This window comes from Pseudomonas sp. FW215-R2, assembly GCF_058789255.1.
This window is the reverse complement of sequence record NZ_JBYTBO010000002.1, coordinates 385,442-400,517: the sequence shown is the minus strand read 5'-3', so window position 1 is coordinate 400,517 and position 15,076 is coordinate 385,442. Positions and strand designations below refer to the sequence as shown.

The window sequence follows — 15,076 nt, the reverse complement described above, 5'->3', positions numbered from 1 at the left end:
GCACTTGCAGCGCGTCGCGGTTCAGGGTGGCCGCACTGCCGGCCAGAGCCTCCAGCCAGTCACTCGATTCCTTCGAATTGCGCCTCCAGCCCTGCGCCGTGCCTTCAAGTCGCGACAGCAAAGCGCGCTCCGCCTCCAGTTCCAGCCCCTTGATCTGCTCGCGCATACCCTTGAGCACCGGATCCGTGTCAGTCAGCGTTTTCCACTGCATGCGCATCGCTCGCAGCGGTTGAATCACCTCTTTGTCCCAAGGGATGGTCAGCTCTTGAAGCTGTTTCGCGCGCATCTCGTCGCAGGTCGCATCGCGCTGTTCCAGCCACAAACCGCACAGCATCAGGCACACATTGGCCCCCGCCGATTGCAGGCGCAGGCAGGCATCCTCTACGCCGGGACGGGCATAGACGGCAAGGGCAAAGCTCCACAGGTCAGAGGACATCGTGCTACTCGCGCCAGTTGTGAGCGAAGCTGGTAGACTCCGCCGCCATTATGATCCGACTTCAGAACCTGACTTTACAGCGTGGCCCGCAACGTCTGCTAGAAGACGCCGAGCTGACCCTGCACGCCGGCCACAAAGCCGGTCTCATCGGCGCCAACGGCGCCGGCAAATCCAGCCTGTTCGCCTTGCTGCGCGGTGAGTTGCACCCGGACTCGGGCGATTGCCTGCTGCCGGCCGACTGGCGTATCGCCCACATGCGCCAGGAGGTCGACACCCTTGAGCGCCTGGCGGTCGACTATGTGCTCGACGGCGACCTGCGTCTGCGCAAAGTGCAGCGTGAGCTCGCGGCAGCCGAAGAGGCTCACGACGGCACCGCCCTGGCCCGCCTGCACATCGAACTCGACAGCGCCGACGGCTATACCGCCGATGCGCGTGCGCGCAAGTTGCTGGCCGGTCTCGGTTTCACCAATGAGCAGATGGATCGTCAGGTAGGAGATTTCTCCGGTGGCTGGCGGATGCGTCTGAACCTTGCGCAGGCTTTGATGTGCCCATCGGACCTGCTGCTGCTCGACGAACCGACCAACCACTTGGACCTCGATGCCATCATCTGGCTCGAAGAGTGGCTGAAAAGTTACCCCGGCACGTTATTGCTGATCTCCCACGACCGGGATTTCCTCGATGAAGTCGTCGATCATGTGGCCCACGTCGATCAGCGCAAGCTGACCCTCTACCGTGGCGGCTACACCGCGTTTGAACGCGCCCGTGCCGAACGTCTGGCCCAGCAGCAACAGGCCTACGAGAAGCAGCAGGCGCAACGTGCGCACATGGAAAGCTACATCGCCCGCTTCAAGGCCCAGGCCACCAAGGCCCGTCAGGCCCAGAGCCGGATCAAGGCGCTGGAACGGATGGAAGAGCTGTCGGCGGCCCACGTCGATTCGCCGTTCGACTTCGTGTTCCGTGAATCGACCAAGATTTCCAGCACGCTGATCGACCTGTCCGATGCCAACCTGGGCTACGGCGACAGAACCGTGCTGGAGAAGGTCAAGCTGCAACTGACCCCCGGCGCGCGGATCGGCTTGCTCGGCCCCAACGGCGCGGGCAAGTCGACCCTGATCAAGAACCTCGCCGGCGAACTCGAACCTCTGGCCGGGCGCCTGACCCGTGGCGAAAACACCGTCGTCGGCTACTTCGCCCAGCATCAGCTCGACTCGCTGGACGCCAAGGCCAGCCCGTTGCTGCACTTGCAGCGCCTGGCGCCAACCGAGCGTGAGCAGACCCTGCGCGACTTCCTCGGTGGTTTCGACTTCCGTGGTGCGCGACTCGACGAGCCGGTACTGAATTTCTCCGGTGGTGAGAAAGCGCGTCTGGCCCTGGCGTTGATTGCCTGGGAACGGCCGAACCTGTTGCTGCTCGACGAACCGACCAACCACCTCGATCTGGAAATGCGCCTGGCGCTGACCATGGCGTTGCAGGAATTCAGCGGCGCGGTACTGGTGGTTTCCCACGATCGGCATCTGCTCAAGAGCACCACCGACAACTTCTACCTGGTCGCGGACGGCAAGGTCGAGGAGTTCGATGGCGACCTAGAAGACTACGCCCGTTGGCTGGTGGAATACCGCCAGCGCAACGCCCCGGTCAGCAACACGCCGGTCAACCCGGACAAGACCGACAAGAAGGCCCAGCGTCAGGCTGCTGCCGCGTTGCGCCAGCAACTGGCGCCGCACAAGCGCGAGGCCGACAAGCTCGAAGCCGAGTTGGGCAAGCTGCACGAGAAACTCGCCAAGGTCGATGCCAGCCTTGGCGACAGCGACATCTACGAGCCGGCGCGCAAGAACGAATTGCGCGACCTGCTGGCCGAACAGGCCAAGCTGAAAGTGCGCGAAGGCGAACTTGAAGAGGCGTGGATGCAAGCGCTGGAAACCCTGGAAAGCATGCAGTCGGAGCTGGAGGCGCTGTCCTGATGGACGCGTTCAAGCTGCCGCTGCCAGCGGTATGGATCGAGCCGATCTGGCTGGGCGTGCAGATTCTGCTGATCCTGCTGGCCGGTTACTTCGCCCAGCGCGTCGTCGCCCGATTCCTGACACGCCTGGGCGAGAAGTATCCGTTCCCGCCGCAGCTGCTGATGCCGCTGCGCGGGGGGCTGCGTTGGCTGATCATGGGCAGCGCGCTGATCTTCGTGCTGGAACGCCTCGGTGTTTCTGCCACTGTGCTGTGGACCGCGCTGTCGGGCTTCGTCGCGGTGGCAGCGGTGGCGTTCTTCGCCATGTGGAGCGTGCTGTCGAACCTGCTCTGCGCGATTCTGATCTTCACCGTCGGCCCGTTTCGTCTGGGCGATGTGGTGGAGCTGGTGGACACCACCGACAAGCCCGGCGTCAAAGGCCGGGTGGTGGCGATCAATCTGCTCTACACCACGCTGATCGAAGCCGAAGAACTCGGCACCGGCAGCGCCATGGTGCAGGTGCCCAACAGCCTGTTCTTCCAACGCTCCGTGCGACGCTGGCGCGGGTCGGATGTGTTCCCGTCCAGTGGTTTCGAAAAGTGATCGGGCGCCGGCCACGTTGGTCGGCAGCCGCAACATCCTGAAAAAAATCGGTAGTCATCCAGCCTGAATCGCATTAGCTTGGACGTTTGTCACGAGTCCGAGTCGAGGTGTGCGATGGAGCTTCAAACATGGCTGGCGTTTTTTGCCGCCTGCTGGGTGATCAGCCTTTCTCCTGGTGCCGGCGCGATTGCGTCGATGTCCAGCGGTCTGCAATACGGTTTCTGGCGCGGTTACTGGAACGCCCTGGGCCTGCAACTGGGTCTGGCCCTGCAGATTGCCATCGTCGGCGCCGGTGTCGGCGCCATCCTCACCGCTTCGGCCACTGCGTTCCATGCGATCAAATGGTTCGGTGTCGCGTACCTGGTTTATCTGGCGATCAAGCAATGGCGCGCACTGCCGATGGACATGAGCGATGACGCGGCGGTACGCCCGATCGGTCGGCCGATGGCGCTGGTGTTCCGTGGGTTCCTGGTGAACATCAGCAACCCCAAGGCTCTGGTGTTCATGCTGGCGGTGCTGCCACAGTTCATCAATCCTCACGCGCCGTTGCTGATCCAGTACGTGGTGATCGGCGTGACCATGATCTGCGTCGACCTGATCGTCATGGCCGGCTACACCGGGCTGGCGTCGAAGGTGCTGCGTCTGCTGCGCACACCGACCCAGCAGAAGCGCATGAACCGCACGTTTGCCGGGCTGTTCATCGGTGCGGCGGCGTTCATGGCGACGTTGCGCAAAGCCGCCGCGTAAAGCGGACAGGCATAAAAAAGGCGACCTTTTCAGGTCGCCTTTTTCGTTTTCGGCAGTCGGTCAGTGAAGAATCACCGGCGCCGTATCACGCGGCAGATTGTTGCGCTGCTGCGGTTCGCGCGGTTGCTCGTAACCGTTGCCGCCGAGTTGCATGCTCAGCTGTCCGGCGACGTCTTCGCCCAGCGCTTTCGAGACATCACGCACCACCCGTGGGCGGTTGAGTGAGATCTTGATGTCGCGGTGGTTCACCAGTTTGGTGTCCTGCGCTTCACCCATCGCCGTGAAGGCCGAGGTGATTTCGTAGGTCTTGGTGTTGATCAGGCTGAAATCCGCCACCAGCGTCAGGCCCAGAACGGCCGAATAGCTGTCGGTGTTCGCCAGCTCGTTCATGTCCTGGGTGAAGTCGATGTCAGACACCGTGCCGAACAGCACGTAGTCGGCGCCCTTGAAGTTGCCGGCCTTGATCCGCTTGATCACATCGTAGATGTCACCCTTGGACGAGGCAGTGTACGGCGTGCCCTGGATCAACTGGAACATGCCGGTGCGCAGGATTTCACCCTTGATGTCGCCGGTGAATTTGCGCAGCTCGGCCTGCTCGATGTAACTGGTGTTGGCTTCGAACTCGTCGTAGCTCGAAGAACCGCTGGAGCTGTAGTAGCCCTCGCGGTAATTGTTCTTCGACGAAACGATGTGGATGTATTGCTCCACACGTTCCTGGTACGCCAGATCCGTTACCGCGACTTTCGGGGCCGCTTGCGCGCTGAACGCGCAAGCCAGGGCCATTATGCCAATCCATGCGCGCATCAATTAACGCTCCGTGGTTTTGCGGATCTCTTTCTCATCCATCCACTCGGCCAGACCACTTTCAACGTCGATCAGTTGCAGGCTGAATTTGTAGAAGACGTCCTTGTAGTCGCTGCTGCGCTTGACGATCGAGCTGATCGAACCTTCAAGACGGTATTTGGCCGCAATCATGTTGCCGGTCTTGGCCACGGTGTTCTTCTTGTACAGGCCGCTCTGGTTTTGCAGCTTGAGCTGGTCGACCTGGCTTTGCATCGCGGTGTTGTCGCTGGCGAAACGGGCGGCGCCGGACTTCATCAGCTGAGTCTTGATGCTGGTGGTGATTTCACGGGTGTCGATGTATTCGCTGGTCTTGTTCTTCACGTCGTAGACCTGCACCACAGGGCGGCCCTGCAGAATGCCGGACTGGGCGAGGGAACGGGTCATCGACTCGGCGATCATCTGCAGGTCGGTCGAGCCGAACTCGTTGGTTACGGTTTCAACGGCCTTGGTGTCGCCGTAGCTGATGTTCTTGCTGCCCAGGGTCGGCGAAGTGTTGGCGCAACCGCTGGCCAGCAGGGCGATGACGGCGATGAAGGAAAAGCGTGCAAACATGGGAATGCTCTCTGAATCGGGAATAGGGTGTCGGGCTTAAGGCGTCTTGAGTTCCAGACGGAAATCCACGGCTTTCGGTGTCGGGGCGATGCCCTGAATGAAGCTGGTCTGGGCGCCGTACATCATCTGGCTCTTCCAGACTTCTTCTTCGGCAATCGGGAAACCTTCCGCGCCGAGCCAGGCGAAGCGGTAGTAGAACGTCTTGTTGCTGTTGAGGGTGTTGGTCAACTGCACATTGACGGTCATGAAGCCGTTCTCACGGGCGACGCGCATGGCACCGACCGCGATGTGTTTCTGCGGGCCCATGGCCACGACCTTGCTCGCGGCGCTGCCCGGCACCGGTGGTGGCGGGGTGGCGCAGCCGCTGGCCAGCAAGGCGAGGGCGGCGACGGCGAAGAGTTTGAAACGCATGCAAAGACTCCGTTCTTAAGGTTGTTTGAGGCTGGCCACAGCAGTGGCGTTGGCGCTCGGGATCACGTGGGCGGCGAGCCCGGCGGCAAACACCTGGTTGCCTACGGCGCGCAGGGTGATCACCTGATAACGCTGATCGACGGTGATCTTGACCACCGAACCACCCACGGCGCTCGGCAGGGTAACCTGATGCTCACCCTTTTTCAGGCGCAGACGCACCACCTGGGTGGTGTCCGGCAAGGTACGCCACGTACGGGTATCGGCACCTTCGAGCACAGCTGAAGAGATACCGACCGCCAGGCCCGCCAGCGGGTTGGTTTCGTTGATCTTCTTCTGCGCCACGCCTTTGGTGATCGCGCGCACCATGGTGCGTACGATGATCCCCGGCATGTCATCGCGCAGGGCGCGGCGGGACATGGCAGTGGTGCTGTTGAGGGCGGTCAGGTTCAGTTGCTGGCCGTCGACACCGATCTGCGCGAACGGCGCGGTCGAGGTGTCAGGCTTGATGATCGGGAACGACAGCGGGGTGATCACCACGCTGTTGGAGATCGGCAGCGGCAGCGGGACGCGGATCGAGTCGCGGGCCGGTGCCAGACCGCTTTGCACCACGATCAGGATGTCGCTGTCATCGCTCTTGACCGGTTTGTCCAGGTTGACCAGCGCCTGCTCCAGCAGCGGCGTGTTCGGGCGCAGCTCGGCGGCCTTGCGATAACCCGGTGCCGCCAGGTCTTTTTCGTCCAGGGCTTCGTAGACGAAGCCGGCCAGGTAGTGGCTGAACGCACTCTGGTAGCTGTTCTTCAGGCCGACCACTTCCGGGGCGTCGAGGCTGGCGACCGGGTAGCCTTGCAGGTCCTTGTACTGGGTCTTGATGCCTTCTTTCTCGGCTTCCTCTTCGCTCTTGAGGTATTCCTTGTCGCGCAGGTCGGCGATCACGGCTTCACGTTCGTGGGTCTTCTTGATCGCGGTGCGGGCGCCGTCGAAATCGTTGACCGCCAGCAGGTTCAGGGCCATCTGCGTGGTCAGCATGACTTTTTCGTAGTCGTAGCCTTCGTAGCGACGAACCTTGTCGTTGACCAGGAAGCTGCCGAACTGGGCCAGGTATTTGTCGGTGTCGAGCTTGACCGAGTCTTCCCACTTGCCCACTACCTGGTCGGCGCTGGTCCAGGCGTTCTGGCTGCCGGACAGATCACCCTTGGCGCGTAGCAGTTCGCCTTTTTCGAAGTAGTAGAGCAGGTCCTTGTCTGGACCGGTGTTGTTCTTTTCCAGCAGGGTCAGGGCGGCGTCGACGTTGCCGGTGGCCAGTTGCTGGTTGGTCTGGGCCAGTTCGGAATCGTAGTTGCGAAACGCCGAACAGCCGGACAGCAGGGTGACTGCGCCAAGCGCGATCAGAGTGGGAGCGCGGAATGCCATGGGGTACTTCTTCCATGAGTAGCGACAGCCTCGGGTGCGGGTCGGGCTGCTGGGACCGATCGGCAGTGGCGTTGGCCTCCTGCCAATTCCTCATAATCAGAGGAGCTTTAATGCCGCATCGCGATAACGAGGGCGCGGCATTATAGGCGGCCGATGCTGGCTATGTAATAGCTTTTTAATCGCACCGGTTAGTTCTGTGCCACTACTTATCAGGTAGCCCGGCATTGCCGATCGCATTGCCGATATCGCTCAAAAGTCTCAAGTTGACCAATTGATGATCGCGGTCGATCCGCAGGGTGACCGGTGCCGCACCCGGCACATTGGGGGCGCCGAACTGATGATTGCCCTTTTTCAGCCGCAGCCGTGCCACCAGTGTCTTGTCTGGCAGGGTGCGCCAGGTTCGCGTATCCGCTTCTTCAAAGGGGTCGTGCTCAGTGACGACCAGCGAGGCCTTGGCCGGGTTGCGTTCATTTTCATGGGCCTGGGAAATGGCCGCCATGTTGGCGCGGAACATCGCCCGGGAAATGATCGCCGGCATATCGTCGCGTAACGTGCGAAATGCCATGTCGGTGACGCTGTTGATCGCGGTCAGCGGCCGTTTGCGGCCATCCACCATGATGTGGTCGAACGCCGGTGTGACAGTGTCCGGCACCAGGATGGGAAAGGAGATCGGCGCGGTAATGACCAGGTTTTCATTGAGCCGCACCGGGATCGGCACGCTGACGGAACTGCGAGCCGGGGCCAGACCGCTCTGGACGACGATCAGCACGTCGCTTTCATCATTGTTGGCCGGTGGCTTGTCGAGGTTGCGCAGCGCCTGTTCGAGGAACGGTGTATTCGGGCGCAACTCGATTGCCTGGCGATATCCCGGAGCCGCCAGACCCCGCTCGCCCAGCGCTTCATAGGTGAATCCGGCCAGGTAATGGCTGAAGGCACTCTGGTAGCCGTTTTTCAGTTCAATCACCGCCGGCGCATTCAGGGTCTGGACCGGATAGCCCTGCAGATCCTTGTATTGCACGGAGATGCCTTGAGTCTTGGCCTGCTCCTCGAGTTCCTCGTACTGACGTTCCCGTTGACGGGCAATCAGTGTTTCGCGCTCGTGGGTTTTCTTGATGTCGGCCCGGGCGCCGTCGAAATCGCCGACGGCCAGTTGGTTGAGGGCCATCTGCGTGGTCAGCATGACCTTTTCGTAGTCGTAGCCGTCGTAGCGGCTCAACTTGTCGTTGACCAGCATGGTGCCCATTTCATAGGAGAACCGATTGAGCAGCTTCATGGGCGCAGAAGGCACGACCTCTTCACGTTGAAACACCATGCGGTCGGCGCTGCGCCAGGCCGTCTGACTCTGCGGCAAGGCGTTGGCGAAGCTGAGTATCGAGCCCTTTTCGAAGTAATAGAGCAGATCCTTGTCTTCCCAGGGGTTGTGCCATTCCAGCAGATCCAGCGCGCCCTGAAAGTCGCCGCGCATCAACTGGGCATTGGTCTGTTGCATCTCCAGATCGTAATTGCGGTAGGCGGCGCACCCGCTCAGTTGCAGGATCGTGCCGATTAACACCGGGAACAGCAGGCATTGGCGCATGGAGTGCAGCTCGTCCTTGAACAGTGAGGCGGGAGGTGTCGGATTATAGGGGCGGGCGATGGCTATGTGCCGGAGATTGGAGAGAAAGCTTGAGTCAGGCTTCCGCGACGTGAACAATGTGTTACTTCGCATTTCCAATTGAGACCCCTTCATGACTGCCTCGTCCCGATTCCTGGCCTGGCTGGTGTTCCCGTTGTTTGCCCTGAGCAGCTTCAATCTGCTGGCCGAAACCGTGGAAGGCGCGCCGCAAGCGCTGCACCTGCTCGATTACATCAGCGCCGATTACCCGCCAACGGTAGAGGCAGGCAAGGTCATCGACGATGCCGAATACCGTGAACAACTGGAGTTCACCCGCGCGCTGCAAGGCTTGATTGCCGGCATGCCGGCCAAACCGGAGAAGGCTGGTCTGGAGCAAGGCATCGACGCTCTGCTCGCCGCGATCACCGCCAAGCAGGACGGCACGGACGTCGCCCGTCAGGCCCGGCAACTGGGGGCGAAACTGGCGGTGGCCTATGAAGTCAGCCAGGCCCCGATCATCACCCCGGATCCGACCCGTGGCGCGCCGCTCTATACCCAGCACTGCTCGGTGTGTCATGGCACCAACGGTGCCGGCGATGGCCCTGCGGGTGTCGGCATGGAGCCCGCGCCGGCCAACCTGCGTGATGCGGCGCGCCTGGATCACCTGAGCCTGTACGCGATCTACAACACCCTCGGCCAGGGCGTCGAAGGCACCGACATGCCGGCCTTCGCCGATCAACTGGACGATCGTCAGCGCTGGGATCTGGCGACCTATATCGCTCAGTTCAGCGCCGATCCGGCCACGGCCAAAACCGACAAGACCTACAACATCGCCGACCTCGCCCGCCAGACGCCGGCCGAAGTGCAGGCTGCCGAGGGCGCTGAAGCCGCTGCGATCTTCCGTGCGCAACGGGCTCAACCGCCGCAGGTCAAGCGAGGCCCGGCGCAGTTGCTCGACTACACCGCCGCGACGCTGGACAAGAGCCTTGCCGCTTACCGCGCCGGCGAGCGTGATCAGGCTTATGACTTGTCCGTTGCCGCGTATCTGGAAGGCTTCGAACTGGTCGAAAGCTCGCTGGATAACGTCGACGCCAACGTGCGCAAGGACACCGAAAAATCCCTGATGGCCTACCGGCAATCGCTGCAGGATGGCTTGTCGGTCGAGCAGGCCGAGCAGCGCCTCGACGCGGCCAAGGCCAAACTCAAGGAATCCGCCGGCCTGCTGGGCAGCGACGGACTGAGCTGGTCGCTGAGTTACATCTCCGGGCTGCTGATTCTGTTGCGTGAAGGGCTGGAAGCGATTCTGGTGCTGGCGGCGATCCTCGCGTTCCTGCGCAATACCGGCCAGCAATCGGCGGTGCGCAGCGTCAACGTCGGCTGGGGCCTGGCGCTGCTGGCCGGTCTCGGCACCTGGGCGCTGGCGGCGTATGTGATCGATGTCAGCGGCTCCCAGCGCGAACTGCTGGAAGGCGCCACCGCGCTGTTCGCCAGTGTCATGGTGCTGTGGCTCGGGGTGTGGATGCACGACCGTCGCCACGCAGCGGCCTGGCAGGACTACATCAAGCAGAGCCTGGTCGGTGGCGGTGGTCGATTCGGCTTCGCGATCCTGGCGTTCTTCTCGGTGTACCGCGAGCTGTTCGAGGTGATCCTGTTCTACGAAACCCTGTGGTTGCAGGCGGGGCCTGCCGGGCACAACGCGGTGTTGGCGGGTGGGGCGACGGCGCTGGTGCTGCTGTTCGGTCTGGCGTGGGTGATCCTGCGCGGCTCGGCGAAACTGCCGCTGGCACTGTTCTTCAGCATCAACGCGGCGTTGCTCTGCGCGCTGTCGGTGGTGTTTGCCGGTCATGGTGTGAAGGCGCTGCAGGAGGCCGGGATTTTCGGCACTCGCCCGGTGGCGTTCTTCGATTTCGAATGGCTGGGGATTCATGCCGACGCCTACTCGCTGACGGCTCAGGCTGTGGCGATTGCGGCGATCATCGTGCTGTATGGCCGCAGTTGGGTGGCTGAAAAGCGCCGAGTGGCGGCTTGAGATGATGCGCGTATGGATCGATGCCGACGCCTGCCCGAAGATGGCCAAGGAGTTGGTGGTGAAGTTCGCCCTCAAGCGCCGCTTCGAGGTGGTGCTGGTGGCGGGGCAGCCGCAGAGCAAACCGGCGCTGGCCATCGTCAAGCTGATCGTGGTGCCGAGCGGCCCGGATGCGGCGGATGATTATCTGGTGGAACACGCGGTGCCGGGCGAACTGGTGATCTGCAGCGATATCCCGCTGGCCGACCGGCTGGTGAAGAAAGGCGTTGCAGCGCTGGATCCGCGAGGCAAGGAGTTCGACGCACAGAACATGGGTGAACGGCTGGCGACACGCAACCTGTTCACCGATCTGCGTGAGCAGGGCCAGGTCAGCGGCGGCCCGGCGCCGTTCGGTGACCGAGAGAAGCAGGCGTTCGCCAATGCGCTGGACCGGATCCTGACGCGGTTGTCCCGCGAGGTTTGATCGTCACCCGCAGCACTTGATCGTTCCCACGCTCCGCGTGGGAATGCAGCCTTGGACGCTCCGCGTCTGATCTGTATCCGCGGTGAGGCTGGGACGCGGAGCGTCCCGAGAGACATTCCCACGCAGAGCGTGGGAACGATCGCCGTAGAAGAGGGGTCAGGCGTCGTTTTCGTGGGTCAGTTCAAGCACGCGATCCACCAATTTGTTGATCCCCGAAGCCGCTTCACTGATCGACTGCGCCAGCATGTAGGCCGGGGTGGTCACCAGTTTGCGCGCCTTGTCTTCGATGATGTCGGTCACGGCGCAGTCTTCGTGGGTGGCGCCCATCTTGCTGATCGCCGTGGCGGTGTCGGCATCGTTGCCGATGGTGCAGGTCACGCCCGGGCCGTAGATCTTGGCAGCCAGCGCCGGCGAAATGCACATCAGGCCCACCGGTTTACCCGCTTCGGCAAAGGCCTCGGTCAGCGCCAGTACGTCCGGCTGAACGCAGCAGCCCGCGCCGTCGACGGCGAAGTTCGACAGGTTCTTCGCTGCGCCAAAACCGCCGGGCACGATCAGCGCATCAAAGTCATCGACATCGGCTTCACGGACATCCTTGACGTTGCCCCGGGCGATGCGTGCCGATTCCACCAGCACGTTGCGCGACTCGGGCATCTCCTTGCCGGTGAGGTGGTTGATCACATGCAATTGCGCGATGTCCGGTGCGAAGCACTGCACCTGGGCGCCGCGTTGGTCGAGGCGCAGCAGGGTGATGACGCTTTCGTGGATCTCGGCGCCGTCGTACACGCCGCAACCGGACAGGATCACTGCAACTTTTTTGCTCATGGGTTTCTCTCCAGATTCATGGCGCTAAATGTCCACTAATTTGTCGTTCGTTGCCATAGGGTCGGGCCGCGGCTACACCTAGGATCTGTGCACACGGATCTCGATCAGGGCGCGTCATGAACTTCATTCTGTATGCGGTGCCGTTTTTCTTCGTATTGATCGCGGCCGAGCTCATCGCCGACCGTTGGCGCGGGGTGAGCAACTATCGCCTGGCCGATGCGGTGAACAGCATCAGCACCGGGGTGTTGTCGACCACCACCGGCCTGCTGACCAAAGGCGTTGGGCTGGTGACCTACGGCTTTGCCCTGGAGCATCTGGCGCTGGTCAGGTTGCCGGCGGACAGTGTCTGGGTGTGGGTCTTTGCTTTTGTCCTCTACGACTTCTGCTATTACTGGCTGCACCGCATGGGGCACGAGCGGAACATTCTCTGGGCGGCGCATTCGGTGCATCACCAGAGCGAGGACTACAACCTTTCCACCGCCTTGCGCCAGACCAGCACCGGGTTTCTGCTGGGCTGGATCTTCTATCTGCCGATGGCCGTGCTCGGCGTGCCATTGCTGGTGTTCGTCAGTGTTGCGGCACTGAATCTGCTGTACCAGTTCTGGGTTCACACCAGACACATTCCCAAGCTTGGCTGGTTTGAATGGTGCTTCGTCACGCCGTCCAATCATCGGGCCCACCATGCACAGAACGCTCTCTACATGGATCGCAACTACGGCGGGGTGTTCATTATTTGGGATCGCCTGTTCGGCTCGTACCAGGAAGAAGATGATAACGAGCCGGTGATTTTCGGTGTGACCACACCGCTGGCGAGCTGGAATCCGCTGTGGGCCAACGTGCAGTTCTACGCGCAGTTGTGGGACGACGCGCGCCGCGCCGGGAGCAAATGGGACAAGCTGCGGATCTGGTTCATGCGCACGGGGTGGCGGCCGGCGGACGTGGCGGCGAAATACCCGATGAGCAAGCCGGACCTGAGCCGGTTCCGCAAATTCGAAGTGCCGCTGGGCGCACGACAGCAGTGGTATGTGGTGCTGCAATTCGGAGTTTATGTGGTGCTGGGCAGTTATCTGATGAATCTGGAGCACAGCCTGTCGACCGGCGCCCTGGTTCTGGGCTGGGGCGCGGTGGCATTTGGTTTGTTTGTGTTGGGCGTGGCCCTGGAGAATCGCCCGTGGGCGCTGAGGCTAGAACTGCTGCGGTTGGCGGCGAATTTGCCGCTGGTATGGCTGGCACCGCAGGTCGGGCTATGGCCGGCCGGCCCGCAGATGTGGGGCGGCCTGTTCGGTTACAGCCTGCTCAGCGGCGTCGGGCTGTATTGCTGCCGCCAGCGGTTTATTCGGCTGGCGTCTTAGGGTCGGTAGCCTTGGCCAGTTCGGCCTTGTGCCGTTCGGCTTTGGCCAGTTGTTCGGCCTGCTCGTCCTCGTAGACCTTCTTGGCCAGCCGGGCATTCTTGAACCGGCGGCGCAGCCACAGGCCGACACCCAGCACCAGCAGCGCACCGAGTACCCACAACTCATATTTCTTGATGCTGCCCAGCATGCCTTCGAGCACCGCACCGAAGTGGTATGCGGCCGCAGCGAGGGCGGCGGCCCAGATCGCAGCGCCAATCCCGTTCAGCAGCAGATAGCGTCCCGGCGGGTAGCCCGACAGGCCGATCGCCACCGGCATTACCGTGCGCAGGCCGTACACGAAGCGGAAGCTCAGGACCCAGATGTCCGGGTGCTTGCGGATATGCTCCAGCGCGCGGTCGCCCATCATTTGCCAGCGCGGTTTGCGCGCCAGCAACTTGCGTCCGTGTTTGCGGCCCAGGAAGTACCACAGCTGATCGCCGGCATAGCTGCCGAAGAACGCCACGACCACCACCAGGTTGATGTCCATGTATCCACGGAACGCGAGGAAGCCCGCGAGCACCAGGATGGTTTCGCCTTCGAAGAACGTGCCGAGAAACAGGGCAAAGTAGCCGAAGTCATGCAGAAATTGTTGGAGCATTGTCTGGGTGCTGGCGAAATGAACGCGCAGCCTAACCCTTCGGACACATTCAGGAAAGTGTCGAAATGTGTCTCGACGTGAACATTTCCTACAACGACAATGGAATGCGACTACCTGCCACAGGGGTGCACATAACTGTAATACGTTGGTCATAATGGCCATCTATAACTGTCACGCTCGCCCGTTTGCGCGGGCTCAGGAGTCTGCCGTGAGCTTTACCCCAGCCAACCGTCTGTTCCCTGCCACCCGCCTGCGTCGCAATCGCCGTGATGATTTTTCCCGGCGACTGGTGCGTGAGAACGTGTTGACGGTCGATGACCTGATCCTGCCGGTGTTCGTGCTCGACGGTGAAAACCGCCGCGAAGCCGTGGCTTCGATGCCAGGTGTCGAGCGCCTGACCATCGACCTGCTGCTTGAAGAAGCCGCCAAATGGGTCGAGCTGGGGATTCCGGCGCTGGCGCTGTTCCCGGTCACGCCACCTGAGCTCAAATCCCTCGATGCCGTCGAAGCCTGGAATCCCGAAGGTATCGCCCAGCGCGCCACCCGCGCCCTGCGTGACCGATTCCCGGAGCTGGGCGTGATCACCGACGTCGCCCTGGATCCGTTCACCACTCACGGTCAGGACGGCATTCTCGACGAAGAAGGCTATGTGCAGAACGACATCACCGTCGATGCACTGGTCAAACAGGCGTTGTCCCACGCCGCCGCCGGCGCCCAGGTGGTTGCCCCGTCGGACATGATGGACGGCCGCATCCAGGCGATTCGCGAGGCGCTGGAGCTGGCCGGTCACGTCAACGTGCGGATCATGGCCTACTCGGCCAAGTACGCCAGCGCCTATTACGGCCCGTTCCGCGATGCCGTGGGTTCGGCCGCGAACCTGGGCAAGGCGAACAAGGCTTCCTATCAGATGGACCCGGCCAACAGCGACGAAGCGCTGCACGAAGTGGGCGCGGACTTGTCTGAAGGCGCGGACATGGTCATGGTCAAACCCGGCATGCCGTACCTGGACATTTTGTTCCGGGTAAAAGATGCCTTCAAAGTGCCGACCTTCGTCTATCAGGTTAGCGGCGAATACGCCATGCACATGGCGGCGATCCAGAATGGCTGGTTGAGCGAAGGCGTGATCCTCGAATCCCTGACCGCCTTTAAACGTGCCGGCGCTGATGGCATCCTGACTTACTTTGCTGTCCGTGCCGCTCAATTGTTACGAGAGCAGAAATAGCCCTCCCAGGAACATT

At 61.9% G+C, this 15,076-nt stretch carries 15 protein-coding genes; 7 read left to right on the top strand and 8 right to left on the bottom strand.

Features of this window, described 5'->3' with window-relative positions; all coding sequences use genetic code 11:
• The coding region (locus AC3WRD_RS04380; protein ID WP_492604503.1) for a TIGR02444 family protein at positions 1–436 on the bottom strand (436 nt) is incomplete at its 3' end.
• A 50-nt stretch (positions 437–486) separates the two neighbouring features.
• Here AC3WRD_RS04380 and AC3WRD_RS04375 point away from each other — a divergent pair.
• The 3 genes from AC3WRD_RS04375 to AC3WRD_RS04365 all read left to right on the top strand — a co-directional run bounded on the left by AC3WRD_RS04375 (position 487) and on the right by AC3WRD_RS04365 (position 3,725).
• Positions 487–2,397: an ATP-binding cassette domain-containing protein gene (locus AC3WRD_RS04375; RefSeq protein WP_096817366.1), complete on the top strand. Its 1,911-nt coding sequence runs from the start codon at positions 487–489 to the stop codon at positions 2,395–2,397.
• Positions 2,397–2,978, top strand: coding sequence for a mechanosensitive ion channel family protein (locus tag AC3WRD_RS04370; RefSeq protein ID WP_096817368.1), 582 nt, complete (start codon positions 2,397–2,399; stop codon positions 2,976–2,978). Before AC3WRD_RS04375 ends, AC3WRD_RS04370 begins: the two co-directional genes overlap by 1 nt.
• Before the next feature lie 114 nt (positions 2,979–3,092).
• The gene (locus AC3WRD_RS04365; protein WP_085708946.1) at positions 3,093–3,725 is read left to right on the top strand and encodes a LysE family transporter; all 633 of its coding nucleotides are present in this window, start codon (positions 3,093–3,095) and stop codon (positions 3,723–3,725) included.
• A 60-nt stretch (positions 3,726–3,785) separates the two neighbouring features.
• Here the strand turns inward: AC3WRD_RS04365 and AC3WRD_RS04360 are convergent, their stop codons facing one another.
• The 5 genes from AC3WRD_RS04360 to AC3WRD_RS04340 all read right to left on the bottom strand — a co-directional run bounded on the left by AC3WRD_RS04360 (position 3,786) and on the right by AC3WRD_RS04340 (position 8,517).
• On the bottom strand, positions 3,786–4,529 hold the full coding sequence (locus AC3WRD_RS04360; RefSeq protein ID WP_102619621.1) for a penicillin-binding protein activator LpoB: 744 nt from the start codon (positions 4,527–4,529) through the stop codon (positions 3,786–3,788).
• Positions 4,530–4,532: 3 nt separating this feature from the next.
• Positions 4,533–5,120, bottom strand: a complete 588-nt coding sequence (gene lpoB, locus AC3WRD_RS04355) for a penicillin-binding protein activator LpoB (protein ID WP_096817372.1) — start codon at positions 5,118–5,120, stop codon at positions 4,533–4,535.
• Between the two features lie 36 nt (positions 5,121–5,156).
• A complete protein-coding gene (locus AC3WRD_RS04350) occupies positions 5,157–5,531 on the bottom strand; it encodes a YcfL family putative periplasmic lipoprotein (protein ID WP_102619622.1) in 375 nt (124 codons plus the stop codon).
• A 15-nt stretch (positions 5,532–5,546) separates the two neighbouring features.
• A complete protein-coding gene (locus AC3WRD_RS04345; protein ID WP_102619623.1) occupies positions 5,547–6,941 on the bottom strand; it encodes a COG3014 family protein in 1,395 nt (464 codons plus the stop codon).
• 202 nt (positions 6,942–7,143) lie between these two features.
• Positions 7,144–8,517: a COG3014 family protein gene (locus AC3WRD_RS04340; RefSeq protein WP_102619624.1), complete on the bottom strand. Its 1,374-nt coding sequence runs from the start codon at positions 8,515–8,517 to the stop codon at positions 7,144–7,146.
• A 151-nt stretch (positions 8,518–8,668) separates the two neighbouring features.
• On the opposite strand from AC3WRD_RS04340, the gene AC3WRD_RS04335 reads away from it, so the two are divergent.
• Together AC3WRD_RS04335 and AC3WRD_RS04330 are read left to right on the top strand one after the other, a co-directional pair.
• On the top strand, positions 8,669–10,564 hold the full coding sequence (locus AC3WRD_RS04335) for an FTR1 family protein (protein WP_102619625.1): 1,896 nt from the start codon (positions 8,669–8,671) through the stop codon (positions 10,562–10,564).
• 4 nt (positions 10,565–10,568) lie between these two features.
• Positions 10,569–11,024 carry a YaiI/YqxD family protein gene (locus AC3WRD_RS04330; RefSeq protein WP_102619803.1) on the top strand — a complete coding sequence of 152 codons (456 nt, stop codon included), beginning with the start codon at positions 10,569–10,571 and terminating at the stop codon, positions 11,022–11,024.
• A gap of 156 nt (positions 11,025–11,180) precedes the next feature.
• On the opposite strand, the gene elbB is transcribed toward AC3WRD_RS04330, so the two are convergent.
• Positions 11,181–11,849: an isoprenoid biosynthesis glyoxalase ElbB gene (gene elbB / locus AC3WRD_RS04325; RefSeq protein ID WP_102619626.1), complete on the bottom strand. Its 669-nt coding sequence runs from the start codon at positions 11,847–11,849 to the stop codon at positions 11,181–11,183.
• Positions 11,850–11,965: 116 nt separating this feature from the next.
• On the opposite strand from elbB, the gene AC3WRD_RS04320 reads away from it, so the two are divergent.
• Positions 11,966–13,201 carry a sterol desaturase family protein gene (locus AC3WRD_RS04320; protein WP_102619627.1) on the top strand — a complete coding sequence of 412 codons (1,236 nt, stop codon included), beginning with the start codon at positions 11,966–11,968 and terminating at the stop codon, positions 13,199–13,201.
• Here the strand turns inward: AC3WRD_RS04320 and AC3WRD_RS04315 are convergent.
• Positions 13,182–13,838: a DedA family protein gene (locus AC3WRD_RS04315; RefSeq protein ID WP_096817385.1), complete on the bottom strand. Its 657-nt coding sequence runs from the start codon at positions 13,836–13,838 to the stop codon at positions 13,182–13,184. The two genes, AC3WRD_RS04320 and AC3WRD_RS04315, sit on opposite strands and share 20 nt — an antisense overlap.
• Before the next feature lie 208 nt (positions 13,839–14,046).
• Here AC3WRD_RS04315 and hemB point away from each other — a divergent pair, with 208 nt between their 5' ends.
• A complete protein-coding gene (hemB, locus tag AC3WRD_RS04310) occupies positions 14,047–15,060 on the top strand; it encodes a porphobilinogen synthase (protein ID WP_102619628.1) in 1,014 nt (337 codons plus the stop codon).
• Positions 15,061–15,076 lie beyond the last annotated feature (16 nt).

Excerpts from the sequence above, each read along its gene's own strand:
- AC3WRD_RS04375 (WP_096817366.1), top strand. The coding sequence starts at position 487 with ATGATCCGACTTCAGAACCTGACTTTACAGCGTGGCCCGCAACGTCTG.
- AC3WRD_RS04370 (WP_096817368.1), top strand. The coding sequence starts at position 2,397 with ATGGACGCGTTCAAGCTGCCGCTGCCAGCGGTATGGATCGAGCCGATC.
- AC3WRD_RS04365 (WP_085708946.1), top strand. The coding sequence starts at position 3,093 with ATGGAGCTTCAAACATGGCTGGCGTTTTTTGCCGCCTGCTGGGTGATC.
- AC3WRD_RS04360 (WP_102619621.1), bottom strand. The coding sequence starts at position 4,529 with ATGCGCGCATGGATTGGCATAATGGCCCTGGCTTGCGCGTTCAGCGCG.
- lpoB (WP_096817372.1), bottom strand. The coding sequence starts at position 5,120 with ATGTTTGCACGCTTTTCCTTCATCGCCGTCATCGCCCTGCTGGCCAGC.
- AC3WRD_RS04350 (WP_102619622.1), bottom strand. The coding sequence starts at position 5,531 with ATGCGTTTCAAACTCTTCGCCGTCGCCGCCCTCGCCTTGCTGGCCAGC.
- AC3WRD_RS04345 (WP_102619623.1), bottom strand. The coding sequence starts at position 6,941 with ATGGCATTCCGCGCTCCCACTCTGATCGCGCTTGGCGCAGTCACCCTG.
- AC3WRD_RS04340 (WP_102619624.1), bottom strand. The coding sequence starts at position 8,517 with ATGCGCCAATGCCTGCTGTTCCCGGTGTTAATCGGCACGATCCTGCAA.
- AC3WRD_RS04335 (WP_102619625.1), top strand. The coding sequence starts at position 8,669 with ATGACTGCCTCGTCCCGATTCCTGGCCTGGCTGGTGTTCCCGTTGTTT.
- AC3WRD_RS04330 (WP_102619803.1), top strand. The coding sequence starts at position 10,569 with ATGCGCGTATGGATCGATGCCGACGCCTGCCCGAAGATGGCCAAGGAG.
- elbB (WP_102619626.1), bottom strand. The coding sequence starts at position 11,849 with ATGAGCAAAAAAGTTGCAGTGATCCTGTCCGGTTGCGGCGTGTACGAC.
- AC3WRD_RS04320 (WP_102619627.1), top strand. The coding sequence starts at position 11,966 with ATGAACTTCATTCTGTATGCGGTGCCGTTTTTCTTCGTATTGATCGCG.
- AC3WRD_RS04315 (WP_096817385.1), bottom strand. The coding sequence starts at position 13,838 with ATGCTCCAACAATTTCTGCATGACTTCGGCTACTTTGCCCTGTTTCTC.